The 23,819-nt window shown below is 64.0% G+C and carries 27 protein-coding genes; 14 read left to right on the plus strand and 13 right to left on the minus strand.

Features of this window, described 5'->3' with window-relative positions:
* Positions 1-13 precede the first annotated feature (13 nt).
* The 7 genes from mutM to E0473_RS14490 all read left to right on the plus strand — a co-directional run bounded on the left by mutM (position 14) and on the right by E0473_RS14490 (position 6,828).
* Entirely contained in the window at positions 14-829 is an 816-nt protein-coding gene (gene mutM, locus E0473_RS14460; RefSeq protein ID WP_137681628.1) for a bifunctional DNA-formamidopyrimidine glycosylase/DNA-(apurinic or apyrimidinic site) lyase, read from the plus strand.
* A 139-nt stretch (positions 830-968) separates the two neighbouring features.
* Positions 969-1,229 (plus strand): 30S ribosomal protein S20, encoded by a 261-nt coding sequence (gene rpsT, locus E0473_RS14465; protein ID WP_137681629.1) that lies wholly within the window; start codon positions 969-971, stop codon positions 1,227-1,229.
* A 451-nt stretch (positions 1,230-1,680) separates the two neighbouring features.
* Positions 1,681-3,141 carry a chromosomal replication initiator protein DnaA gene (gene dnaA, locus E0473_RS14470; RefSeq protein WP_137681764.1) on the plus strand — a complete coding sequence of 487 codons (1,461 nt, stop codon included), beginning with the start codon at positions 1,681-1,683 and terminating at the stop codon, positions 3,139-3,141.
* Between the two features lie 461 nt (positions 3,142-3,602).
* Complete coding sequence (locus E0473_RS14475; RefSeq protein ID WP_137681630.1) at positions 3,603-4,385, plus strand: HesA/MoeB/ThiF family protein; 783 nt, start codon at positions 3,603-3,605, stop codon at positions 4,383-4,385.
* A 1-nt stretch (position 4,386) separates the two neighbouring features.
* Positions 4,387-5,346, plus strand: coding sequence for an isoaspartyl peptidase/L-asparaginase family protein (locus E0473_RS14480; protein WP_241657542.1), 960 nt, complete (start codon positions 4,387-4,389; stop codon positions 5,344-5,346).
* Positions 5,347-5,398: 52 nt separating this feature from the next.
* Complete coding sequence (locus tag E0473_RS14485; RefSeq protein ID WP_137681631.1) at positions 5,399-6,478, plus strand: calcium:cation antiporter; 1,080 nt, start codon at positions 5,399-5,401, stop codon at positions 6,476-6,478.
* A gap of 26 nt (positions 6,479-6,504) precedes the next feature.
* Positions 6,505-6,828, plus strand: a complete 324-nt coding sequence (locus E0473_RS14490; RefSeq protein WP_137681632.1) for a hypothetical protein — start codon at positions 6,505-6,507, stop codon at positions 6,826-6,828.
* Positions 6,829-6,909: 81 nt separating this feature from the next.
* On the opposite strand, the gene E0473_RS14495 is transcribed toward E0473_RS14490, so the two are convergent.
* Positions 6,910-7,617, minus strand: coding sequence for an NAD-dependent deacylase (locus tag E0473_RS14495; RefSeq protein WP_137681633.1), 708 nt, complete (start codon positions 7,615-7,617; stop codon positions 6,910-6,912).
* A gap of 108 nt (positions 7,618-7,725) precedes the next feature.
* Here E0473_RS14495 and dapB point away from each other — a divergent pair, with 108 nt between their 5' ends.
* Genes dapB through E0473_RS14510 form a run of 3 tightly spaced genes read left to right on the plus strand, consistent with a single transcriptional unit; the run spans position 7,726 to position 9,634 of the window.
* Positions 7,726-8,457, plus strand: coding sequence for a 4-hydroxy-tetrahydrodipicolinate reductase (dapB, locus tag E0473_RS14500; protein ID WP_137681634.1), 732 nt, complete (start codon positions 7,726-7,728; stop codon positions 8,455-8,457).
* Positions 8,454-9,104 carry an endonuclease III gene (gene nth / locus E0473_RS14505; RefSeq protein ID WP_137681635.1) on the plus strand — a complete coding sequence of 217 codons (651 nt, stop codon included), beginning with the start codon at positions 8,454-8,456 and terminating at the stop codon, positions 9,102-9,104. Before dapB ends, nth begins: the two co-directional genes overlap by 4 nt.
* Positions 9,059-9,634, plus strand: a complete 576-nt coding sequence (locus E0473_RS14510; protein ID WP_206663453.1) for a hypothetical protein — start codon at positions 9,059-9,061, stop codon at positions 9,632-9,634. The genes nth and E0473_RS14510 overlap by 46 nt, the downstream gene beginning before the upstream one ends.
* Positions 9,635-9,661: 27 nt before the next feature.
* On the opposite strand, the gene E0473_RS14515 is transcribed toward E0473_RS14510, so the two are convergent.
* The 3 genes from E0473_RS14515 to E0473_RS14525 are packed head-to-tail and all read right to left on the minus strand — an operon-like array spanning position 9,662 to position 12,722.
* A complete protein-coding gene (locus E0473_RS14515) occupies positions 9,662-10,897 on the minus strand; it encodes a dicarboxylate/amino acid:cation symporter (RefSeq protein ID WP_137681637.1) in 1,236 nt (411 codons plus the stop codon).
* Between the two features lie 11 nt (positions 10,898-10,908).
* Positions 10,909-12,060, minus strand: a complete 1,152-nt coding sequence (dapE, locus tag E0473_RS14520; RefSeq protein WP_137681638.1) for a succinyl-diaminopimelate desuccinylase — start codon at positions 12,058-12,060, stop codon at positions 10,909-10,911.
* Positions 12,057-12,722, minus strand: coding sequence for a glutathione S-transferase family protein (locus tag E0473_RS14525; protein ID WP_137681639.1), 666 nt, complete (start codon positions 12,720-12,722; stop codon positions 12,057-12,059). The genes dapE and E0473_RS14525 overlap by 4 nt, the downstream gene beginning before the upstream one ends.
* A 152-nt stretch (positions 12,723-12,874) precedes the next feature.
* Here E0473_RS14525 and E0473_RS14530 point away from each other — a divergent pair, with 152 nt between their 5' ends.
* Positions 12,875-15,265: an EAL domain-containing protein gene (locus E0473_RS14530; RefSeq protein WP_137681640.1), complete on the plus strand. Its 2,391-nt coding sequence runs from the start codon at positions 12,875-12,877 to the stop codon at positions 15,263-15,265.
* 200 nt (positions 15,266-15,465) lie between these two features.
* Here the strand turns inward: E0473_RS14530 and yihA are convergent, their stop codons facing one another.
* The 6 genes from yihA to E0473_RS14560 form a co-directional block, all read right to left on the minus strand.
* Positions 15,466-16,107, minus strand: coding sequence for a ribosome biogenesis GTP-binding protein YihA/YsxC (gene yihA, locus E0473_RS14535; protein ID WP_137681641.1), 642 nt, complete (start codon positions 16,105-16,107; stop codon positions 15,466-15,468).
* Complete coding sequence (gene yidC / locus E0473_RS14540) at positions 16,104-17,864, minus strand: membrane protein insertase YidC (RefSeq protein ID WP_137681642.1); 1,761 nt, start codon at positions 17,862-17,864, stop codon at positions 16,104-16,106. Before yidC ends, yihA begins: the two co-directional genes overlap by 4 nt.
* Positions 17,865-17,894: 30 nt before the next feature.
* Complete coding sequence (yidD, locus tag E0473_RS14545) at positions 17,895-18,104, minus strand: membrane protein insertion efficiency factor YidD (protein WP_119591261.1); 210 nt, start codon at positions 18,102-18,104, stop codon at positions 17,895-17,897.
* Positions 18,101-18,505 (minus strand): ribonuclease P protein component, encoded by a 405-nt coding sequence (rnpA, locus tag E0473_RS14550; RefSeq protein WP_137681643.1) that lies wholly within the window; start codon positions 18,503-18,505, stop codon positions 18,101-18,103. Before rnpA ends, yidD begins: the two co-directional genes overlap by 4 nt.
* Positions 18,506-18,667: 162 nt before the next feature.
* Positions 18,668-18,802, minus strand: a complete 135-nt coding sequence (rpmH, locus tag E0473_RS14555) for a 50S ribosomal protein L34 (RefSeq protein WP_119591263.1) — start codon at positions 18,800-18,802, stop codon at positions 18,668-18,670.
* Between the two features lie 80 nt (positions 18,803-18,882).
* Positions 18,883-19,647 carry an alpha/beta hydrolase gene (locus E0473_RS14560; RefSeq protein WP_137681644.1) on the minus strand — a complete coding sequence of 255 codons (765 nt, stop codon included), beginning with the start codon at positions 19,645-19,647 and terminating at the stop codon, positions 18,883-18,885.
* Positions 19,648-19,769: 122 nt separating this feature from the next.
* Between E0473_RS14560 and E0473_RS14565 the strand changes: the two genes are divergently transcribed.
* Positions 19,770-21,266 (plus strand): YifB family Mg chelatase-like AAA ATPase, encoded by a 1,497-nt coding sequence (locus E0473_RS14565; RefSeq protein WP_137681645.1) that lies wholly within the window; start codon positions 19,770-19,772, stop codon positions 21,264-21,266.
* 8 nt (positions 21,267-21,274) lie between these two features.
* Here the strand turns inward: E0473_RS14565 and E0473_RS14570 are convergent, their stop codons facing one another.
* On the minus strand, positions 21,275-21,766 hold the full coding sequence (locus tag E0473_RS14570; RefSeq protein ID WP_137681646.1) for a winged helix-turn-helix transcriptional regulator: 492 nt from the start codon (positions 21,764-21,766) through the stop codon (positions 21,275-21,277).
* Positions 21,767-21,900: 134 nt separating this feature from the next.
* On the opposite strand from E0473_RS14570, the gene E0473_RS14575 reads away from it, so the two are divergent.
* A complete protein-coding gene (locus tag E0473_RS14575; RefSeq protein ID WP_137681647.1) occupies positions 21,901-22,221 on the plus strand; it encodes a CC_3452 family protein in 321 nt (106 codons plus the stop codon).
* 4 nt (positions 22,222-22,225) lie between these two features.
* Here the strand turns inward: E0473_RS14575 and E0473_RS14580 are convergent, their stop codons facing one another.
* Positions 22,226-22,858 (minus strand): HAD-IA family hydrolase, encoded by a 633-nt coding sequence (locus E0473_RS14580; protein WP_338325104.1) that lies wholly within the window; start codon positions 22,856-22,858, stop codon positions 22,226-22,228.
* A 94-nt stretch (positions 22,859-22,952) separates the two neighbouring features.
* Entirely contained in the window at positions 22,953-23,078 is a 126-nt protein-coding gene (gene ykgO / locus E0473_RS14585) for a type B 50S ribosomal protein L36 (protein ID WP_004210176.1), read from the minus strand.
* A 150-nt stretch (positions 23,079-23,228) separates the two neighbouring features.
* Here ykgO and E0473_RS14590 point away from each other — a divergent pair, with 150 nt between their 5' ends.
* A complete protein-coding gene (locus E0473_RS14590; protein ID WP_137681648.1) occupies positions 23,229-23,819 on the plus strand; it encodes a DUF4136 domain-containing protein in 591 nt (196 codons plus the stop codon).

A 23,819-nucleotide genomic window follows, 5' to 3' on the forward strand; every position in this document is an offset into this window, starting at 1 on the left:
CTAAATCAGCGCAATGCCAGAACTGCCCGAAGTCGAAACCACCGTGCGCGGCCTTGCCCGCTTCCTCGAAGGTGAACGGATCGCGAGGGTGCAGGTCAACCGGCCCGACATGCGCTTCGCCTTCCCGCCCGATCTCGTGCAGGTGCTGACCGGCGCGACGATTTCCTCGCTGGGGCGCCGGGCGAAATATGGCCTGCTCCACACCGACCGCGATTCGACCCTGATCTTCCACCTCGGCATGAGCGGGCGCTGGCGAATCGATCCTGATAGCGATGACAAACACGATCATCTCGTGCTCGAAACGGCGCATCATCGCTTTGCGCTGAACGATCCGCGCCGGTTCGGCTTCGTCGATCTCGTCGCCACAGACCGGCTCGATGCCTGGCGCGCTTTCGCCGCAATGGGGCCCGAGCCGCTCGGCAGCGAATTAACGGCTGTGCACCTGAAGACGGCGCTGGCGGGGCGCAAACAGGCGATCAAGCTGTGCCTGCTCGATCAGGCGATCGTGGCCGGGCTCGGCAACATATACGTGTGCGAGGCGCTGTTCCGGGCGCGAATCGATCCGCGCAAACCGGGCGGCAAGGTTTCACGGCCTGCGCTTGAACGGCTCGTGCCGGCGATACGCGAGGTGCTCGAACAGAGCATAGCCGACGGCGGTTCTTCCTTACGCGACTATGCCGCGCCGAGCGGCGAACTCGGCTACTTCGCCACCCGCTTCGCCGTCTATGGCCGCACGGCCGAGCCTTGCCTGCGCGAGGACGGCGGCGTAATCCGGCGGCTGACGCAGGGCGGGCGCAGCACATGGTATTGCCCCCGCTGCCAGCGCTAGGACGATATGCGCCTTTGCTTGACCGAATCTCTGCATGGAGCTATGGCGCGCGCTTTCCAGCGGGCTCCTGCCTGCTTCCGCACGTTTACAACAGAGACATCCGGGCGCTCTCCAGCGTTCGTGGAGACGAAGGACAGACATGGCCAATACGCCGCAAGCCAAGAAGCGCATCCGTCGCAACAACAACCGCGCCGAGATCAACGGCGCGCGCATGAGCCGCATCCGCAGCTTCGTGAAGAAGGTCGAACTGGCCTGCACCGAAGGCAACAAGGAAGCCGCCTCGACCGCTCTCAAGGCTGCCCAGCCCGAGCTGGCGCGCGGCGTTGCCCGCGGCGTGCTCCACAAGAACACCGCTTCGCGCAAGCTGAGCCGGCTGACCAAGCGCGTCGCCGCTCTCTGATTCGCGTTTCCGGCGGTAACGATTCGTTGCCGCGACGCCAAAAATCGGAACAGATTTGGAACGGGCCGGTGATGCTTTCACCGGCCTTTTTTCGTGCCTAGGGCTTTGCCCGAATTGGCATTCGACAAAAGGCCATGAATCCAACGATTCGCACGACTGTCATATAACTCTTTATTAATTTCAATTACTTGGACGGACGCCTGCGGCACCCCAAGGTGTCAAGCCGGTATATTTAGGATTTTTTACAGGCTCGGCCTTGCCCCTCCGGCCAACTCGGCCAATAGTCCTTTTCGCGGTCAGCGGGAGGTCATCCCGGGCCGCTTACAGATCCAATAGCAACACGACCGGCGGCGCTGCATATAGCCGCGCCGTGCGGGAAGGTCGTGTCTGCGAGAGGGGCAACATCTGTCGGTTTGGCATTTTGAACAGGAATGACGGAGCAATGATGCGGATGGGGCCACAGGCAGGACGCGTACGGAAAGACAAGAACGGGGACAGAGTGGAAAATATCGAGGAGAGCGAAGCCCTGGACCTGGCGGCGGACTGGGCTGACATCAGCCAGGGTCTGCGCAAGGATCTCGGCCATCAGCTGCACCAGCAGTGGATCAAGCCGATCCAGCTCGGCAAGCTCGACAAGGCCACCGGCACGCTCGAGCTATTCCTGCCGAGCGAGTTTCTCGCCAACTGGGTGCGCAAGAACTATCTCGATCGCCTCTCGCTCGCGTGGAAGATCATTCGCGGCGGCGTGCGGCAGGTCGATGTGAAGGTGCATCCCGGCCGCCGGCGGATGTCCGACATCTCGCTTAAGAGCCAGGACCATTTCGGCAATGTCGCCGCCAACGATCCGTCGTTGGCGATGGAATCGATTGGCGACGACGGCTTCACCTCAAGCGTAGGCCTCGACCCGACGCAGACGTTTGCCGCCTTCGTCACCGGCACCGGCAATGTGCTGGCCAAGAATGCTGCCGAGCGTATGGCGCAGGCCGAAAAGCCGCAGTTCTCCCCGCTTTACCTCAAGGCCGCCACCGGCCAGGGCAAGACGCACCTGCTTCATGCCATCGGCCACCAGTACCTGCGCACGTTCCCGCGCGCCCGCATCTTCTACTGTTCGGCCGAGCGTTTCATGGTTGAGTTCGTGCAGGCGCTGAAGTCGAACGAAATGATCGAGTTCAAGGGCCGCCTGCGGGGGTTCGACCTGCTGCTGGTGGATGACATCCAGTTCATCATCGGCAAGGCCAGCGCGCAGGAAGAGCTGCTTTACACCATCGACGCGCTGCTGGCCGAGGGCAAGCGGCTGGTCTTCGCCGCCGACCGCGCGCCGCAGGCGCTCGACGGTGTGGAGCCGCGCCTGCTCAGCCGCCTGTCGATGGGGTTGGTGGCCGACATCCAGCCCGCCGATATCGAACTGCGCCGCGCGATTCTCGAATCGAAGCTGACCAAGTTCGCCCCGCTCGCCGTGCCCGAGGACGTGATCGACTTCCTCGCCCGCACCGTCAGCCGCAATGTGCGCGAGCTGGTCGGCGGGCTGAATAAGCTGATCGCCTATGCCCAGCTCACGGGTCAGGAAGTGTCTCTCCAGCTTGCCGAGGAGCAGCTGACCGACATTCTCTCGGCCAACCGCAAGCGCATCACGATTGACGAGATCCAGCGCACCGTCTGCCAGTTCTACCGCATCGACCGGGCGGAGATGAGCAGCAAGCGCCGCGCCCGCGCGGTGGTGCGTCCGCGGCAGGTGGCGATGTATCTCTCGAAGGTGTTGACCCCGCGCAGCTATCCTGAGATCGGGCGCAAGTTCGGCGGCCGCGATCACTCGACCGTGATCCACGCCGTGCGCCTGATCGAAGACCTGCGAACCCGCGACGCCGATATGGACGGCGACGTGCGCAGCCTGCTGCGCCAGCTGGAAAGCTGAACCAGCCACCGCTGCCCGCTCAGCCTGAGCCCTTTCCCTGCTCGTCCTGAGCCTGTCGAAGGACAGCCACCGCATCAGCCCCGTAGTGGGACCAACCTTGGTGCGTGGCCTTCGACAAGCTCAGGCTGAGCGGGTGTGGTGATATCTGTCCACCGCCTTTTCCGCGCTTCCCCACAAATTTGCCCACAGCCGCCCCGTCCCGGTTTTCCCGGCGCGGTGCACAGGCATGCCCACAAGTCATCCACAGCTCTGCCCACAGCTCGTAAAGGTGACAAAGTTGGCACCGCGTCACCCGCGAAACCCGCAGAAATGCGCAGCTTTCGGGCCCAACCGCGAAGTTGACACTCACGCGCAAAGAGCACCTATCCACACTATCAAAGACCGAGCCCGGCCCCTGCCATTATCCACCGGTTGTAGGAAAGCTCTTCCCCGCCTTCTCCCGGCCACCTAGGGATGCCTCCATGAACTTCGACGCCGCCCGTCTCGACCGGTTTGCCCGCCATATCGTCCTGCCCGAACTCGGCGGCACCGGGCAGGTGCTGCTCAATCAGGCGCATGTGCTGGTGATGGGGCTCGGCGGGATCGGCTCGCCCGCGCTGCAATACCTCGCCGGGGCCGGGATCGGCACGCTGACACTGGTCGACGACGACGATGTCGATACGTCGAACCTCCAGCGCCAGACCATCTACACCGAGCGCGATGTCGGCCACGGCAAGGCCGTCTCCGCGCGGCGCTGGGTGGCCAATTTCGACAAGGAACTGGTCGTCAACATTTCGGACCGCCGGATCACGCCCGAAAACGCCCCCGCCGTGCTCGAAGGGGTCGACCTCGTGCTCGACGGGACCGACAATTTCGCCACGCGCCTCGCCGTATCCGACGCCTGCGTGGCGGCCGGGGTGCCGCTGCTCGCCGCTGCCGTGGGCCGGTTTCAGGGCCAGGTCGGCGCCTTTGCCGGGAACCTGGCGGGTGAGGCCTGCTACCGCTGCTTTGTCGGCGATGCCTTCGACGCCGAGGATTGCGACACCTGCGCCGAGGACGGAATGCTTGGCGCAATGGCGGGCTGGGCCGGCACCTTCGCCGCCATGCAGGCAATCCGCGTACTGGTTGCGCAAAACGGTTCTGGGCAAATGGGCGAACCGCTGTGGAGCAAGCTGCACCTGATGGATGGCCTCGCCCCCTCGATGCGCACGATGAACATCGCCAAAGACCCTGCTTGCAAGGGTTGTTCGGCCATGAGAGACTGACATGACCACCCTTCCCGCCAGCCACATGCCGCCCACCCCCGAATGGACGCTCGTCATCCACGGCGGCGCAGGCACGATTCTGCGCCCCGACCTCTCGCCCGAACGCGAGGAGCGCACCCGCGCCGCGCTCGCCCGCGCGCTCGCCGATGGCAGCGCCATTCTGGAAAGCGGCGGCGGCGCGCTTGATGCGGTGCAGGCCGCGGTGCAGGCGCTGGAGAACGACCCCGCCTTCAACGCCGGACACGGCGCGGTGTTCACCGCCGAGGGAACGATTGAACTCGATTCCGCCATCATGGAGGGCACCCAGCGCCGCGCCGGAGCCGTCTGCGGCGTGACCCGTACGCGCAGCCCGGTGTCGCTGGCGCGCAAGGTGCTGGACGATGGCCGCTATGTGCTGCTGGCAAGCGCCGGGGCGGACCGATTTTCGCTCGAACGGGGCCTTGAACAGGCCGAGCCGGACTATTTCGCCACCGACCGCGCGCGGGCACAACTGGCCCGCTGGCACGAGCGCGAGGCGGCAGGCCTGCCTCATATCAACGACGAGAAGCACGGCACAGTCGGCGCGGTGGCGCGTGACAAGAGCGGCGCGCTGGCCGCCGCCACCTCGACCGGCGGGCACACCGGCAAGCGCTTTGGCCGCGTGGGTGATAGCCCGCTGATCGGCGCGGGCACCTATGCCGATGATCGCGCCTGCGCGGTCTCGGCCACCGGCGCGGGCGAGTTCTATATCCGCGAAGGGCTGGCGCACGAGATAGCCGCCAGGATGCGCTTCCTCGGCGAGAGCGCGCAGGAAGCCGCCGACGCGGTCCAGGCCGAGACGCTGGCGCTCGGCGGTACGGGCGGCGTGATCGTGGTCGGCGCCGATGGCACGCCCGCGTGGAGCTTCAACACCGAGGGCATGTATCGCGGCGTCGCCGCTGCCGGGGCCGAGCCGGTGGTGGCGATGTACGGCGACGAATAGACGATACGCGCCCTCGCGCTTCCCCGCCGCTTCGTGCCATAGTCAGGATATCATGCCCAGCGCCCTCACGCTTCTCACCTGGCTTTCTCCGCTGCTCGCCTGGGCGCTGATCGCGCTCGGCACGATATTCGCGGTGCCGGTGATTCTGGTGGTGCTGGTGCTGGGAGCCTGCGTGATTGCGGCGGTGCACCACGCCGAGGTGATCGCCCACCGCATCGGCGAGCCGTTCGGCACGCTCACACTTGCACTGGCCGTGACCTTTATCGAGGTCGGCCTGATCGTGTCGCTGATGGCGGGCGCTGGCGACGAAGCGGCTACCCTCGCCCGCGATACGGTGATCGCGGCGGTGATGATCATCCTCAACGGCATTGTCGGCATCTGCCTGCTGATCGGTGGCCTGCGCCATCACGAGCAGTCGTTTCAGCAAGCGGGCGTCAGCGCCGCTCTCGCCACGCTGTCGGCCCTGACCGTGCTGAGCCTCGTGCTGCCCAACTTCACCGTTACCGAGCCGGGGCCGGTCTATTCCTCGGCGCAGCTGGCCTTTGTCGCGGTCACCTCGCTGCTGCTGTACGGCACTTTCGTCACCGTGCAGACGGTGCGCCACCGCGAGTATTTCCTCACCCCCGAAAGTGCCGCAACGCCCGGTGCAGAGCCGATCCACGATGCCGCGCCCACAAAACGTCAGGCGCTGGTGTCGGCAGGGCTGCTGCTGGTTTCGCTCGGTGCGGTGGTGCTGCTGGCGAAAGACCTTTCCGAACCGGTCAGCGATCTGGTCGCCAGCCTCGGCGCGCCGCGCGCCACGGTCGGCGTGGTGATCGCCGCGCTGGTGCTGCTGCCCGAAAGCGTGGCCGCCATCCGCGCCGCGCTCGCCAACCGGGTGCAGAAGAGCCTCAATCTCGCGATGGGCTCGGCGTTGGCGACCATCGGCCTCACTATCCCCACGGTCGCCGCGCTGTCGCTGATTATCGAGCTGCCGATTGCGCTGGGGCTTTCGGGCAAGGGCATCGTACTGTTGCTGCTGAGCCTGCTGGTGGCGACGCAATCGCTCGCCACCGGGCGCACCACGATCCTGCAGGGGATGGTCCATCTGGTCATCTTCGGGGTCTATCTGTTCACCACGGTTGTCCCCTGAGCCAGCCGACCGAAAGGATTTGAAACATGGCCCGCAAACGCCGCGACGACTGGGACGACGAACCCGAAGAGCAGGCTCCGCCGCCAACGTGCTGGCTGTGCGGCAGGCCGACCGGGGCGACGCTGGTATGGCACCACCCCGTGCCCAAGAGCCGCGGCGGGCGCGAAACCGTGCCGATGCACGCAATCTGCCAGAATGCGCTGACGGCCAACTTCACGAACTCGCAGCTCGAGCGGATCGGGATGGACGTCGATCAGTTCCTGGCCGAGCCGGTGATCGACAAGTTCGTGAAATGGGTGGCCAAGAAAGACCCCGACTTTCACGCCGCCCCGGCGAAGAAGGGGCGTTAGCGGAAAACAAGGTGGCTCGCCTTCGACAGGCTCAGGCTGAGCGGGCGTGGTAACTGATCCGCCCCTCTCGAATGACCGGCCTCAGCCCGCAGCCAGCACTTCGTTCACCCACTGCGGCACCAGTTCGCTGGCTGCGCCCAGCCGTGTCTCATCGAACCAGTGCGAACCGGCGCTGCGTTCCAGATTGAGTTCGAGTGTGCGCGCGCCGTGCTCGCCGGCCTGCTGCACGAAGCCCGCCGCCGGATAGACTGCGCCGCTGGTCCCGATGCTCACGAACAGATCCGCTCCGGCGAGCGCGTCGAAAATCCGCTCCATCTGATAGGGCATTTCGCCGAACCAGACGATATCGGGGCGCATCGCCACTTCGCCGCACGCGGGGCAGCCCGGGCCATCGCGCAATGTGCCCTGCCAGGGGTGGCGCGCGTCGCAGGCGCGGCACCAGGCCGAAAGCGCTTCGCCATGCATATGCAGCACGCGCGAGGCCCCGCCGCGCTCGTGCAGGTCGTCGATGTTCTGGGTGACGAGCAGCAGCTCGCCTGCAAATTCGCGCTCAAGCCGCCCCAGTGCTTCATGCGCCGGGTTGGGCTGCGCGGCGAGCACCTGCGCGCGGCGTTCGTCGTAGAAGCGCTGCACAAGGTCGGGATCGCGTGCGAAGCCCTCGGGCGTGGCGACCTCTTGCACCGGGTGATCCTCCCACAAACCATCCTCCGCACGGAAGGTGCGAAGGCCCGATTCGGCGCTGATCCCTGCGCCGGTGAGGATCACGATGTTCTTCGGCAATTCTGCCATTCTACCCGTCTCCGTCTGCCCTGAGCTTGTCGAAGGGCCGTCCTTCCTTCTAGACGGGCGGTGAAGGAAAAGCAGTCCTTCGACAAGCTCAGGACGAACGGAGTGGGTGTGGCAAAAATCGGAATCATCGGCAGCGCCGGGCGCATGGGGCAGGCAATCGCCGCCGCGCTTGAGGCAAGCACGGAGCATGAATGCGCAGGCGGCGCTGACCATGGCGGCGACGTAGCCGCGCTGGCCGATGCGAGCGATGCGCTGGTCGACTTTTCCGCCCCCGGCGCGCTGGAGGCCAACCTCCACGCCGCCATTGGTGCTGGCATTCCGCTGCTGATCGGCACCACCGGCCTTGGCGAAGGCGAGATGACCGCCATCGACAACGCCGCCCGCGCGATCCCCGTCCTGCAAACGGGCAACACCTCATTAGGCGTGACCCTGCTCGCCCATCTGGTGGAAGAAGCCGCCAGCAAATTGGGGCCGGACTGGGACATCGAGATCGTGGAGATGCACCACCGGATGAAGGTCGATGCGCCCTCGGGCACCGCGCTCCTACTGGGCGAAGCGGCGGCGAAGGGGCGCGGGATCGACCTTGCGGAGAACACCGAGAGCGGCCGCCACGGCCACACCGGCAAGCGCGCCGAGGGCGCCATCGGCTTTGCCGCGCTGCGTGGTGGTACCGTGGCAGGCGAACATATGGTCTATCTCGCGGGCGAGAAGGAACGGCTCACCCTAACCCACTTGGCGGAGGATCGTTCGATCTTCGCGCAGGGCGCGGTCAAGGGCGCAACGTGGCTGATCGGAAAGGCACCGGGCCGCTATTCAATGAAGGACGTGCTGGGGCTTTGACGAAAGACCAGATCTTCGAGTTCTTCCGCCGCCTCGCCGAAGACAACCCCGACCCCGAAACCGAGCTGGAATACGGCAATGCCTATCAGCTGGTGGTGGCCGTGGCGCTTTCGGCGCAGGCGACCGACGTGGGGGTAAACAAGGCCACCCGCGCACTGTTTGCGAAGGTCACAACGCCCGCACAAATGATTGAACTGGGCGAAGAGGGGCTGAAGGAGCACATCAAGACCATCGGCCTGTTCAACTCGAAGGCCAAGAACGTGATCGCGCTCTCGCAGCTGTTGGTCGACGAATACGGCGGCGAGGTGCCGGGCACGCGCGAGGATCTGGTGCGCCTGCCCGGCGTGGGCCGCAAGACCGCGAACGTGGTGCTAAACTGCTGGTTCGGGCAGGAGACCTTTGCGGTCGACACGCATATTTTCCGGGTAGGCAACCGCACGGGGCTGGCGAAAGGCAAGACGCCCGAGCAGGTCGAGGCGAAGCTGGAGAAGCGGGTGCCGCAGCCGTTTCGGCTGGGCGCGCACCACTGGCTGATTTTGCACGGGCGCTATGTTTGCAAGGCGCGCACGCCCGAGTGCTGGCGCTGCAAGGTGGAGGACTTGTGCAGCTTCCGGAAGAAGGTGCTGGAGAAGCCGAAGGGGCGGTAACTTTGTCTCACACGAAAAGAAATGAAGTCGCTGCAGTTGCCGCTGGTGACCTAGAAGCTCAACTTCCGAGCGATGTGCGCGAAGTTCTCCTGGACGTGATACTCATGTGGGCGAACCTCGACATGGTCACCGCATTTTTTCTCTCATCAGTTTCTGGCCTCAATCCAGACGATGGTGCGAAGCGTTTCGGGAGAAAGGAGATCGCGGACAAACTTAAAAAGGCGGCAAAGAGGCTTCGTTCGAATGGAGCGACGGATCTAGCTTCGAGAATCGAAGAAATGGCAGATTCATACCCTAACCATGCATTCTATAGAAAACGAATAGCGCATTCTAGATGCGCAGGAGTCAGGAAATCTGATCCAACCCGTTTGATTTTTCTTCCATTTGAGCAGGAAGGTCCGCCCGGCCATTTAGCTATGGAGATAATCGACTTGAGCCTTTTTATGCGTGCGGCTGATTGGGCGCGAAGCGAGCATGAGTTTCTTCTAGATTATGTCGATCGCGCGGGATTTTTCCTTGGGCAACCCTAGCATTCTCGCAGTGCTTGATATTCTTCGCTAAACATCATCCGCGCTCACCAGTTCATCGCGATCGAGCGCGCCTGTCATCGCCGCCACGGTGGTGGCGATGGTCGCATCGGAGGTGACGTTGGTGGTGGTGCGCATCATGTCCATGATCCGATCCGCGCCTGCCACGAAGGCTATGGTTTCGAGCGGCACGCCCACGCTTCCCATCACCAGCGTCATCATGATGAGGCCGGTGCCCGGAATGCCCGCGGCGCCGATAGAGCCAAGCGTCGCCGTCACCGCGATGATGATGTAGTCGCTGAAACCAAGCTCGATCCCGAAAATCTGCGCGCCGAACAATGTCGCAAGGCCCAGATACATAGCGGTCCCGTCCATATTGATCGTCGCGCCCAGCGAGGCGGTGAAGCTCGATACGCTGCGGCCCACGCCCACGTTGCGCTCAAGGCAGCGCAGCGTAACGGGCAGCGTCGCACTCGACGAGGCGGTGGAGAACGAGACCACCAGGGCATCGACCATGCCGCGGAAGAACGCCACCACCGGCACCCGCGCCATGAATTTGAGCATGGCGACATAGACGAGGCCGATCATCAGGAAGCAGCCGAGATAGTTGAGCGCCACCACTTGCCCCAGCGCGAGCAGCGCCGGAATGCCGAGCGTACCGGTGACCCAGGCGATCAGCGCGAAAACGCCGAACGGGGTCAGCTCCATCACGATGGCAGTCACCTTCTGCATGACCACCGAGCCTGAATCGAACACCCGCGCGACCGGGGTGCCTTCGTCCTTGGCCATCAGGATGCCGATGCCGATCAACAGCGAGAAGACGATCAGCGGCAAGACCGCGCCATCGGCCATCACCTGCACCGGGCTGGCGGGCACCGTGGCCACGATCATGTCGGTCCAGCCGGTGAAGTTGCTTTGCGGCACCTCGCCGACGTCGATTGCCGACGTGTCGAGCCCCGCGCCCGGCTGAAAAAGCGTGCCCAGGCCCAGCCCCAGCCAGACCGCGATCTGCCCGGTAATGACGAACAGCAGCACCGCGCGCCCGCCGACTGCGCCCAGCTTCCTCAGATCGCCGATCGCGGCGACGCCCGAAACCAGACTGAAGAAGATCAGCGGCACCACCAGCATCTTGATCGCGGCGATGAACAGATCGCCGATCCACTTGATGCTTTCCGCACCCGGCCCCCACAGATAGCCCACGAGAATGCCGAGCACGAGGGCGGCAATCACGCGCTGCCAGAGCGGGGTGGCGAACCAGAAGCGCATGCATGAATCTCCTAAGAACCGAAGGCGGAGGTTAGAATCCTTGTGTAGATTGCGGTGAGTGTGCGCAGGTCGTCAACCGCTACGGCCTCATCCGTTTTGTGCATCGTCGCGTTGACGAGGCCGAATTCGATTACCGGGGCCAGATCCTTGAGGAAGCGCGCATCGGAGGTGCCGCCGCTGGTGGAGGCTTCGGGCACGATGCCGGTCTCGGCCTCGATTGCCTGCGCCAGCATCTCGGAAAAGGCGCCCGGCGGGGTGAGGAAGCTCTCGCCCGAGATCACCGGCCGCGCCGTGCCGCCATGCCGCTCGGCAATGGCGCAGACCTTTTCGCTGAGCGACGCGCCCGTGTGCAGATCGTTGAAGCGGATCGAGATGCGCGCGCTCGCCTTGCCGGGGATCACGTTGTGCGCCTTGTTGGGCACGTTGATCTCGGTGATTTCGAGGTTGCTCGGTTGGAACCAGTCGGTGCCCTCGTCAAGCGTGAGCGCGTCCAATTCGGCCAGCATGGCGACGAGCTTGGGCAGCGGATTGTCGGCAAGGTGCGGATAGGCGACGTGGCCTTGCGCGCCCTCGACGTCCAACCAGATGTTCACCGAACCACGCCGCCCGATCTTCATCATATCCCCCAGCCGGTTCACGCTGGTCGGTTCGCCGACGAGGATCAGGTCTGGGATCGTGTCGCGGGCGCGCATGTGGTCGATCAAGGCGCGAGTGCCGTGGAGCGCCGGGCCTTCCTCGTCGCCGGTGATGATGAGGCTCACGGTGCCCGCCTCAGCCGGAATCTCAGCCAACGCGGCGATGAAGCAGGCGACCGCGCCCTTCATGTCGACCGCGCCGCGACCGTATAGCAATTCGCCGCCTGGAACCTGCCGCAGTTCCGGTTCGAACGGATCGCAAGACCAGCCCTCTCCCGGCGGCACCACGTCGACATGACCGGCAAAGGCGAAGTGCTTGCTGCCCGCAGGTCCGGCACGGATCGCGAACATGTTCTCGACCGGCTCCTCGTCGCTGCCCTCCTCCCCCTCGCCGCGCAGGAACCGATCGACCGTGAAGCCGAGCGGCACAAGCATGGCCTCCAGCACATCGAACACTTCTCCACGCGCCGGGGTCACGCTGGGGGCGGCGAGCAGCGCGCGCGTAAGGGCAATGGGATCGGCGCTCATGCTGTGGCCCCCACGTCGAAGGCCGAGATAGTCCATTCCTCGGCTTCGGCCGCCGCCACCCATTCCTGCATCCACGTATGTTCCCAGATCGCATCCATATAGGCCTGGGCGAAGCCGGGCACGGTGATGGCATAGGTGCGGAACCGGCTGACCACCGGGGCATAGAAAATGTCGGCCGCGCTGAAGGTGCCGAACAGGAACGGCCCGCCCCTGCCAAACCGCGCGCGTGCCTCGGCCCACAGGCTGAGGATGCGCACGATGTCGCGCTGCAAGTCTTCGGTCAGCTTGACCTTGGCGCGGGCGCGCAGATTCATCGGGCACTGGTGGCGCAGCGCGAAGTAGGAACTGTGCATTTCAGCCACCATCGCCCGGGCCATGGCGCGCGGTTCGTCGGCCTTGGGCCAGAACCGGTCGCGCCCGACCTTGTCGGCAAGATATTCGAGGATGGCGAGGCTGTCCCACACCACCACATCGCCGTCCCAAAGCAGCGGCACCTTGCCGCCCGAAGGCTGGAATTCGCCCTGCTCGCGCTTGGTCGCCTCCCATTCCTCGCCATAGAGCGCCACGGTCAGCTCTTCGAAGGCGAGCCCGCTTTGCCTGGCAGCGAGCCAGCCACGCAGCGACCAGCTAGAATAGTTCTTGTTCCCGATAATGAGCTTCATCTGTCGCGCATTGCCCCTGTTGCGTGTTCACTTGCTAATCGTTCAGGATCGAACTGTCGAGTATGAACGGAAGAAAGACAAAACCGCGCAATTACGCGAAGCCACATAGTTACGCGAAGCTTACCATCAGACAATTTTAACCACAGCCTGTCATGACAGAGCCCGGAAAGCCGAAGGTGTTCACACCAGAAGGTAAACGGGTGCACAGAACGAACGCGAGATCAAAGCCCAAACGAGGGCACAGGGAGCGGCTAAGGCATCTTGTCTGGGCTGGCCTGATTGCATTGGTTTTGCAACTTTCTACGCTGCTCGTTCCGCTGGATCTGCTTTTTAACCTTGTCCAATACAGGCAAGGCGGCTTTCAGGCCTCCGGCCAAATTGCCTTCGTCGGCGCTCAGAACGATCTGACCGACCCCGCAAATCCACACAGGCGAGAAGACCTTGCCCGCTTCATCACCGCCCTCGACGGTGCCGGCGCCAAGGAAATCTACGTCGATCTGACCTTCGACCGCGTATCGGCAGCAGGGAGTGATGCAGCCTTACGTGAGGCGCTGCTCGCGACCAGAGGGCGTGCTGTGCTGGTCGATAAGGGGCGTACAACGCTCGACGGCACCGCAGAAGTCATGATGAGCGTTGCGGCCATCAGTGAAGACGTCGATCAGGTCGGCTCTGTGATTTGGACCGATTATATCTACGGGATCGTCTGGAAGTCCTATCCGATTCGGTACTTTCTTCAGGAGCAACCTGCTGCAAATACAACGTCGACGTCCCAGATCCATGGCGACCTTGCTGCCCGTTTGGCAGGAAACTCGGACACCATCGCGAGCCCCTTCTGGATCAGCTACTTTTTCGACCTGGAATCCATTCCGATCTACCGCTTGGAGCGCTTGCTCGACCAGCCAGACAACCTGACGCGATTGGCCGGCAAGAAAGTAATCATCGGAGCGATCTCATCGACCGACGCCATCAAAGCCAATGTCCCGGGCCAACTGGGCGTCCCTCCGTCGCTAGTCGATATCTTTGCCGCCGAGACTCTAATCGCAGGTCACAATGGCGGCTTTGACGGCATGGAAGTGCTGCTTGTTGCACTGGCCATGATGGTGGCTGCTTCTTTCGTACCAAATCGTCGTGCGCGGTACGGTGCCTATGCCGCAGTCGTTCTCGCTTTGCCCTTGACCTATTTCATAGCCACGAAGTTCGCCATTCGAATGAACGGTGCGAGCGTGGTGCTCTTCTTGCTTATCTATTGCGCATTCCGCGCTCGTTCGACGTGGAAAAGCAGCTTTACGCTGATCGATGCCGACACCAATCTTCCCACCTTCGTTGCGATGGAGGGCAATAAGGAGATTGCCGAGGCATTCCCCACGATCATCGTCGCCAAGATCCATCGCTTTGAAGAGGTACGGCGCACGCTTCCGCCCGCCTTGCAGTCCGAGTACATCCTGCGCATCATCGCCCGACTCAAAGCCGCCACACAGGAGGCCACCCTTTACATCGGCCAGGGCAACTTGATCGGCTGGACGATGGGGGAGAAGGAGCCGACGCTGCTGCGCGACCATCTCGAAGGCCTCCGCGCGCTTTTCGCCTCACCGCTCCTCGTCGGGAACACGGCGATCGATGTCAGCATCACGTTCGGCGTCGACGTTACTGCAAGCCCCGATGTCGCGCGTCGCCTCGCCTCGGCTATCGCCGCTGCTGAAAAGACCAACGAAGCGTTCGAGCCCATTGCCATCGCCGACGCTGCCAGCGACGAAGACCTGATCTGGAACATTTCGCTTCAGGCGCGGATCGACGCAGCGCTTGCTAGCGGAGAGATATACCTCGTTTTCCAACCAAAGGTCGACGTAGCTAACGGCCAGCTTGTGGGTGTCGAGGCGCTCGTTCGCTGGAACGATCCTGCGCGCGGCCATATCATGCCCGACCAGTTTATTCGCCAATGCGAGAATGTCGGTCGCATGAGCCATCTTACCCGCCACGTGCTGGTTCAGGGGTGCCGTGCGGGGCAGAAGTTGCAGCGCGACTGCGGCCCGGTGCCGGTTTCTGTGAATATCTCCGCCACGCTTTTGCACGAACGCTCGATCGTACGAATGGTAGACGAGGTTCTGGCCGAAACCGGATACGATCCGCACCTGCTGGTGCTGGAAATCACCGAAACTTACCGAATCGCCGATTTGGAGCGCGCTGCCGCAATCCTGGCCGAGCTCAAAGCGCTCGGCACGAAGATTTCCATGGACGACTTCGGAGTGGGCGCAGCGAGCCTCGAGGCGCTGATGTATCTGCCCTTTTCCGAGTTGAAGATCGACCGCCTCTTCATCAGCCGAATGGGGAGAGACCCCAAGGCAAAGGGAATCGTGACCCAAGTCCTGCACATGGGCGAGGATCTGGGGATCACCGTTGTCGCCGAAGGCGTGGAAGACGAGCAAACCTTGCAGATGTTGCGCGAGTCGGCCTGCCCCGTAGCCCAGGGCTACGGAATCGCTCGACCGTCTTGCGTGGAAGATGTCATTCGATTTCAGAAACTTACAGCCAAGTCTGCTGCGTGAATATAGTTAAAACTTTACAAACACCTATGGTTAACAGTATAAGAACCTTCGCTAAACGAAGGAGTATAATCATGGGTACCAGTGTTTGGGATCGTCTTTTCGGTGGCAAGGCCATCGGCTAATTCGCCGAGAAGCTAAGATTTTCGGAAAGGGGCGCTTCGGCGCCCCTTTCTTTTTGCTCGGCTGTCGGGCTGCCGAAGCTAGCTGCGCACGTCCGCCAGCACAGCCGCACGAAGCTCATCTAGCCCGAGCCCTTTTTCGGAACTCGTCAAGTGAAGCTGCGGGTGCGCCGCAGGATGCCGCCGCATCTCTTCAGAGACCGCCTGCGCCACCGCCTCCAGTTCGCTCGCCTTGATCTTGTCGGCCTTGGTCAGCACGAGGCGATAGCCCACGGCAGTCTCGTCGAGCATCTTCATCATCTCGCGGTCTACGTCCTTCAGCCCGTGTCGGCTATCGACCAGCACCAGCGTGCGCTTCAGCACAGCGCGGCCCTTGAGGAAGGTCCGCACCAGCGCGCGCCACTTCTCGACCACCTTCACCGGGGCCTTGGCAAAGCCATAGCCCGGCATATCGACCAGTCGGAACTGCGTCGGCTCGCCCACTTCGAAGAAGTTCAGCTCCTGCGTGCGCCCCGGCGTCACCGAGGTGCGCGCAATCGCCCGCCGCCCCGTCAGCGCGTTCAGCAGCGACGACTTGCCCACGTTCGAACGCCCGCAAAAGGCGATCTCGGGAAAGTCGCCATCAGGCAGGAACTTGAGCTGCGGGGCGCTGAGCAGAAAATCCACCCGGCCTGAAAACAGCTTCGATGCCTCGCGGGCAAGGTCTTGTTCTTCCTGGGTCACCCTTTGGCCTTTTCGCGCTCGGCCGCCTTGGCTGCCGCTTCCCTTTCCGCCATTTCCCGCATCTGCGGGTTCTTCGCGTAGAGATACTTCTGCTGCGCGATGGTAAGGATGTTCGAGGTACACCAGTACAGCAGCAAGCCGGCGGCAAACGGCGCCATCACGAACATCATGATCCACGGCATGAAGGCGAAAATCTGCTGCTGCGTCGGGTCCATCGCAGTCGGATTGAGCTTGAACTGGAAGTACATCGTGCAACCCAGCAGCAGCGCCAGCGGGCCAATTGCGAGGAAGCCCGGCGGGGTGAAGTCCAGCAGCCCGAACAGGTTCAGGAAGTGCAGCGGATCGGGCGCCGACAAGTCCTTGATCCAGAGCATAAACGGCTCGTGCCGCATCTCGATCGAGAGCAGCAGCGTCTTGTAGAGCGCAAAAAAGATTGGGATCTGCAGGAAGATCGGCAAGCAGCCCGCCAGCGGATTGACCTTCTCTTCCTTGTAGAGCTTGGCCATCTCCTCCTGCAGCTTGCCCTTGTCGTCCTTGTAGCGTTCCTGCAGCGCCTTCATCTTGGGCTGGACAACGCGCATCTGCGCCATCGACTTGAACTGCTTCTGCGCAATCGGGAACATGATCCCGCGCACGATCACGGTGAGGAAAATGATCGCCACGCCGAAGTTCTTGGTAAGGTCGAACAGCGCGATCAGGACCTGCCAGATCGGCCAGGCGATGAAGCGGAACCAGCCCCAGTCGATCGCGAGACCGAACTTGGTCACCCCCTGATCCTGATACATGTCGAGCACGGCGCTTTCCTTGGCGCCGGCAAACAGGCGGGTGCTGCGCGACATCTGCTGGCCCGCGGGCAGGTTGACCGGCGCATAAAGAAGCTCTGCACGGAACAGGTCGGAGCCTTGCGCGCGGAAGGTGCTCGACGCAGCCTGTGCCGAATCGGGGATTAGCGCACTCATCCAGTAGATGTCGGTGAAGCCGACCCAATTGGTACGCCCTTCCACCGAGACGGTGCCGTCGTCGGTTACATCGTCATAGTTGGTGCCGAAGTCGACCGAGCCGTCGTGCGCGCTAATCGGCCCGGAGTGGACGTTGAAGGTGTCCGGGCTGGCATTGGCATCGGTGCGCACGATCATCGCATAGGGGCGCAAGGCCAGCGTGCTGCCGCTGGTGTTGGCGACCGTCTGCGTGACGTTGATCATGTAGTGATCGTCGATGGTGAACTTCTGACGGAAGGTGAGGCCAGCGCCGTTGTTCCAGCCAAGCGTGACAGGGCTGTCCTGCGTCAGCGTGTCACCTTCGATCACCTGCCAGCGGGTTTCAGAATCGGGCAGGCTCACGCCGTCGCCCAGCCAGCGGAACTGCGCATATTGCTGCCCCGGCGTGCCGGCGGGGGCAAACAGGCGGACGGGGCCCGAATCCTTGTCCACCGTCTGCCGGTGGGTGGTGAGGTCGATATCGTCGATTCGCGCGCCCACCGGGTTGATCGAGCCGACCACCTCGGGCGCTTCGATGGCAATCCGGCCCGGCGCGGCAATCGCCTCGTCGAGATCGACCGCCACGGCGATCTCGCTCACCGCCTCGCCGCGCACGGCATCGCTGTCGAGGCGCGCTTGCGGCACATCCTCGCGCGAGGCCATGTTGGCGGGAACCGCGTCCTCGCTCTCGGGGAAGTAGTGGCGCATGGCAAAGTCCCAGCCGAACAGCAGGACCGCGCTCAGCACCACGGCGAGAATCAGGTTACGTTGATTGTCCAAGGTCTCGTCAATTCCGTCACAATATCTGGATTACGGCACAGGATCGTGGCCGTGCCCACCCCAGGGATGGCAGCGCATTAGCCGCGAAATGGTCAGCCATCCACCCCTCAAGGCACCATGCTTCTCCAGCGCCTCGATTGCATACTGGCTGCACGAGGGTTGAAAGCGGCAGGAGGGCGGCAAAATCCGGCTCGGCCCGAGCTGCCAGCCGCGCGCGATGAGGATGAACAGGCGCTTCACTTGCGCGCGCGCCGCCCACCGCCGCGATTGCCCTGACGCGGCCTGCGCGGCGGATCGCCCTTACCCACAGCGGCGCGCGTCAGCGCCTGTTCCAGCTCTTCGCCGAGCCGCGCAAAATCGCGCTCCACCCCGCCATCGCGGCCGATCAGCACGTGATCGTGATCGGGCAGGCCATGCTCGGGCAGAGCCGCGCGCAACAACTCGCGAAAGCGGCGCTTCATGCGGTTGCGCACCACCGCATTGCCGATCTTCTTGGTGACGGTGATCCCATAGCGCTTGCCATGTCCGCCGTCCGCGCCGCCGTTGGGCCTGACAAGCAGCACGAAGCCAGGCCGCGCCACGCGCAGGCCCTTGTTGGCGGCAAGAAAATCCGCCCGGCGGGTGAGGACCGATATGGTCATGGCGAAGAGATAGGATGCGCCCGATCACAAGTCACCAATCAGCGACTCACAAGCAAACGGCCCCCAGAAGGGGGCCGCAAGGCCGAATGGCCGCCCGCAGCGGGCGCAGCTTTGCTGCGCGCCTAGCGAGGACGTGCGCCCGGATGGGCGCACGCAAAATAATCAGGCGCTAAGCTTGTTGCGACCGCGACGACGGCGGGCACGCAGAACCTTGCGGCCACCGACAGTGGCCTTGCGGGCGAAGAAACCGTGACGGCGAGCACGCACAAGGTTGCTCGGCTGGAAAGTGCGCTTCATCGTAACTTACCTCGAAAAACAAAAGAAAAGGGCCGCCAAGCCCTGAACAATCCGGGGGCGGCCACGCAATGGCAGGGCGCTTACTGAACGGGCGCCCCTAAGTCAAGATAGGCAATGCGCGGGACATCCTCGCTCGCCAGAAGAGTTGCCGGGCGCTGGTCAAGCTCCTGCCCGATCCAGCGCGCCATTTCCACCCCGTCGAGCCACAGTGCATCCTCGAACGGCACCGAGTTGGTCATGGCATAGAAGCGTGCGGCCTCTGCGCGGGTCATGCCCATGTCGGTGTAGTAATCGAGATAGCGCCGATGCTCGGGCGAGCCTGGCGGATAGTCGGCCGCGCCGCGCCCATCGTAGTCGAGCCAGGCGTGGACGGCAAACTCGGCCCCCGGTGCGATAGTGCGGGTGGTTCCGGCAAGGAACAGTTCCACCGCGCCCGACCGCACCGAACCGCCTGCGCTCACGCTGGTGGCAATGCCGCGCGCACGAAGCAGCCGACCTATCTGCAGATTCGCGAGATCGTTATCCGTACCCGGCGCTTCGACAAATTCGAGCAGTTCGATCTGCGGCCAGGCCGCCAGCATGGCGGCGAACTGGGCAGGCGAACGGCTATCGGTGGTGTCGACAATCGCGGCAGTGTGCGCGTCAATCACGCGGAATGGACCATAGGCGGCCACGGCTTCGTTCTCGACCTTCGCCTGCAACGGCGAAACAAAGCGCGAGGCGCGGGCGGGAACCTGCTCGACCCATTCTTCCTCATAGACCACGGTCCAGCTCTCGGCCATCGCGGGCACCGCGGCAAACAGCGCCGTCAAAGCGAGGATCGCGGAAGAGAGCAAGCGGATCATGCTATGCAGTTTCCGGCCTTTGGTCCTTACCCATTGCGAAAGGAAAAGGTTACCGGGAAGTTAACGATGATCTTCTCGACAGCGCGGAATCTAGCGTTATCACGCTTGTAACAGGGAGCATCATGGTCGCACTGATATCGACGGTCGCCTATCTCGGGCTGGAGGCGCGCAGCGTCGAGGTGCAATGCCAGCTCGCCGCAGGATTGCCGCGCTTCTCGGTGGTGGGCCTGGCCGACAAGGCCGTGGCCGAAAGCCGCGAACGGGTGCAATCGGCCCTTGCCGCGATGGGCCTTTCGCTGCCGCCCAAGCGGATCACCATAAACCTCTCGCCGGCCGATCTGCCCAAGGAAGGCAGCCACTACGATTTGCCGATCGCCCTCGCGCTGCTGGGCGCGATGGGCGTGCTCGATGTCGAGGATCTGGCCGAATGGGTCGCGGTGGGCGAACTGGCGCTCGATGGGCGGGTGATCCCGTCGCCCGGTGTCCTGCTGGCCGCGCTTCATGCCAGTGAGCAAGGCAAGGGGCTGATCTGCCCCGCCGCGCAAGGGGCCGAAGCGCGCTGGGCGAGCGGGATCGATGTCTGTGCCGCGCCCGATCTGGTGAGCCTGCTCGCCCACTTCCGCGGTGACAAGCGCCTGCCAGAGCCCGCCGCCGGCGAGGTGGCAGAGCCCGACCACGGGCCTGACTTGCGACAGGTAAAGGGGCAGGAAAGTGCCAAACGCGCGCTCGAAATCGCGGCGGCGGGCGGGCACAACCTGCTGATGAACGGGCCGCCCGGTGCGGGCAAGAGCCTGCTCGCTTCATGCCTGCCGGGCATCCTTCCCCCGCTCAGCCCCGGCGAGGCGCTGGAGGTGAGCATGGTCGCCTCGGTCGCAGGCTTGCTCGAAGGTGGGCGAATCAGCCGCACCCGCCCTTTCCGCGCGCCGCACCATTCGGCCTCGATGGCCGCGCTCACCGGCGGCGGCCTGCGCGTGCGGCCGGGTGAGGTGAGCCTCGCACACCTCGGGGTGCTGTTTCTCGACGAACTGCCGGAGTTTCAGCGCGCCGTGCTCGATTCGCTGCGCCAGCCGCTGGAGACCGGCAAGGTCGATGTCGCGCGCGCCAATGCCCATGTCAGCTATCCCGCACGGGTGCAGCTGGTGGCGGCGATGAACCCGTGCCGCTGCGGCCATCTGGGCGATCCGGCACTGGCCTGCTCGCGCGCGCCCAAATGCGCGGCGGACTATCAGTCGAAGGTTTCCGGCCCGATGCTCGACCGGATCGACCTGCATGTGGAGGTGCAGCCGGTGAGCGCGATGGACCTCGCCCTGCCCCCGCCTGCCGAGGGCAGCGCCGAGGTTGCCGCACGGGTGGCACGCGCACGCGAGGTGCAGGTAGCGCGCGGCACCCGCGCCAATGCCGAGCTCGAAGGCGATATGCTCGAACGCCATGCCACGCCCGACGAGGCCGGGCGCGCGCTCTTGATGCAGGCCGCGGAAACAATGCGGCTATCGGCGCGCGGCTATACCCGGATGCTGCGCGTGGCGCGCACCGTAGCCGATCTGGCCGGTGCGGAAGAGATCGGCCGGGTGCATGTGGCCGAAGCGCTAAGCTATCGGCGCGCCGCGCCGCGGGCCTAGGCGGACACCTAGGCTTCTTCGGCGCAGGCCTCTGCTGGCGCCGTAGCGACATCGCCCGGCTCGGCCCAGGCCAGATCGCCCCATTCGAGCACCCGATCATCGTGGGCGCGGATCGTGATCGGCGCGATCGGCTTGCCGTCGCGCGCGTCGACCAGCACCAGATTGGGCGCCGCACTGTCGCTGTGGCGCAGACCCCAGTCTCGCAGCGCCAGAATCGCTGGGAGCAGCTCGCGGCCCTTGTCGGTCATCCGGTACTCGACCTTGCGCTTGTCATGCTCGCACCGCTCGCGCGCCAGCACCCCGTGATCGACCAGCCGCGCCAGCCGGTTCGACAGGATATTGCGGGCAATGCCCAGCTCGCTTGAAAAGTCCTCGAAGTGAACGAAGCCGTTGAAGGCCGCGCGCAGGATCAGGAACGACCACCGCTCCCCCATTACCTCAAGCGCGGCGGGCAGACCGCATTCACTGATCAGGCTCAAGGGTTCGCGCAGCTGTGTCATGGCAATCCTATATCTGCTGCCGGGTTGCAAAACAGTCACGTCGCCCCGCAATCCCCGGGTTGTGTCACAAGTGGGTTGCACAATGCAACCCTTAGCAATAGGTAGCGCTTTGCAACTTAGTGACAGGAGCTATCATGACACGCCGCCTTCCCCTGATCGCCCTTTCCGCCATCTCCGTGGCATTCGCCGCCGCGCCTCTGGCCGCGCTGATGGCGCAGCCGCAGGACGCGGGCGCATTCTACATCGCCGAAATCGCCAACCCGATGGACGCCACGCGCGTGGCTGCAGGCGGTGTGGCCTGGACTTGCGAAGGCACCAGTTGCGCCGCCTCACGCGGCACTGCCCGCCCCTTGCGCATCTGCCGCGAGCTTAAGCGCAAGGCCGGCGCGATCACCCGGTTCACTGTCGATGGGGAGCCGCTGGCGGACGAGAAACTGGCTCGCTGCAACGCCTGAGGTGCTAGAGCAGCCCGTGCGCTGCCAGCTCGGCTTCGAGCGCGGCGGCATTGTCGAACCGATAGGCGTGCCAGCCACGCGCACGGGCTGCATTTACGTTGTCGGCGCGGTCGTCGATGAAGAACAGCTCGCTGCCTTTGTGCCCGCTGCGGCTTTCGAGCAGGGCGTAGATCTCCGGATCGGGCTTCACGCAGCGCTCTCGGCCCGAGACCACCACGTCCTGCATCAGGTCAAAGATCGGCGCGGTGGGGCGGAACATGTCCCAGAATTCGGCGCCGAAGTTGGTGAGGCCATATTGCGGCACCCCGCGTGCGGCGAGCGTCTCGACCAGCGCATGGGTGCCTTCCACCGGGCCGGGAATCGATTCGACGAACCGCTCGGCATAGGCCGCGATCAGCGGCGCGTGGCGCGGAAACAGCGCTTGGCGCTCGGGCACCATTTCGGCCAGTGGCCGCCCGGCATCATGCTCGAAGTGCCATTCCTCGGTCACCACATGAGCAAGGAACCAGTCCAGCTCTTCAGGATCGTCGATCAGGCGCGCAAACAGGTGCCGCAGCTCCCATTGATAGAGCACGCGGCCAACATCCCACACCACGGCGACGGGAGCGGCGACCGGCTTTTCAGGCATCGAACCCATCAGACATAGAAAAAGCCCCCGCTCACGCGGAGGCCATCCCTGTGTGTCCGATCAAGGACCGTCCGGCCGCGAACGAATCGCGGCGCGGAGCGCATCAGCCCTGGCGGGCCTTGAAGCGACGGTTGGTCTTGTTGATCACATAGGTGCGGCCACGGCGACGAATCACGCGGTTATCGCGATGGCGGCCCTTCAGCGACTTGAGGCTGTTACGAATCTTCATGGCGATCTTTCCAAATGAAAAGGCACCGGAAAGCAGGGATCCGGTGCCGCAAATCTCTGGCGGGCGAAATATGGTCGACAGCGGGGAAAGTCAAGCCCATCCCTGCTAGCGGGTGACGGAACAAGGGCTCGCCCGAAAGGTTTCTATACCATGATCTGGAGAAGATGCTCAATCCTGCTCGCCTGCGCCGGGCTCGCCGCCTGCGCGGCGCCTGCCTATGTGTCGCCTGTCGAGGTAACGCGGTTCGTCGGCGACGCGCCCGCGCAACTCGGCTCCGGCACCATATCGGTGGACTTCGCCTCCGGCCTTCAGCGCTCGCCCGACGAATCGGCTTATCGCACCGCGGTGGAGCGGGAACTGGCAAGCCTTGGCTACAGCGTGCGGCCCGGCAACGCCGCGCAGGTGGCGCAGATCACGCTCGAACAGTTCGTGGACGATCCCGATGCAGGGCGCCGCCCGGTGAGTGTTGGCGGTGGCGCTTCTGTCGGCAGCTATGGCTCCGGCGTCGGGCTGGGCATCGGCCTCGACCTGACCCCGCGCGCGGCGGAGCGTCTCGACACTCGTCTGTCCGTGGCGATTCGCCCGGCGGCCGGCGGTGAAAACCTGTGGGAGGGCCGCGCCCAAATGACCGCCAGCGCGAACAGCGATTATGCCGACCAGAGTGCCGCCGCCAGCCGGTTGGCCGCTGCCCTGTTCAGCAACTTCCCCGGAACGTCCGGCGAAACCATTCAGGTAGACTAA

Origin of the sequence: Aurantiacibacter suaedae, assembly GCF_005434915.1 — a bacterium.
Classification (GTDB): Bacteria; Pseudomonadota; Alphaproteobacteria; order Sphingomonadales; family Sphingomonadaceae; genus Alteraurantiacibacter; species Alteraurantiacibacter suaedae.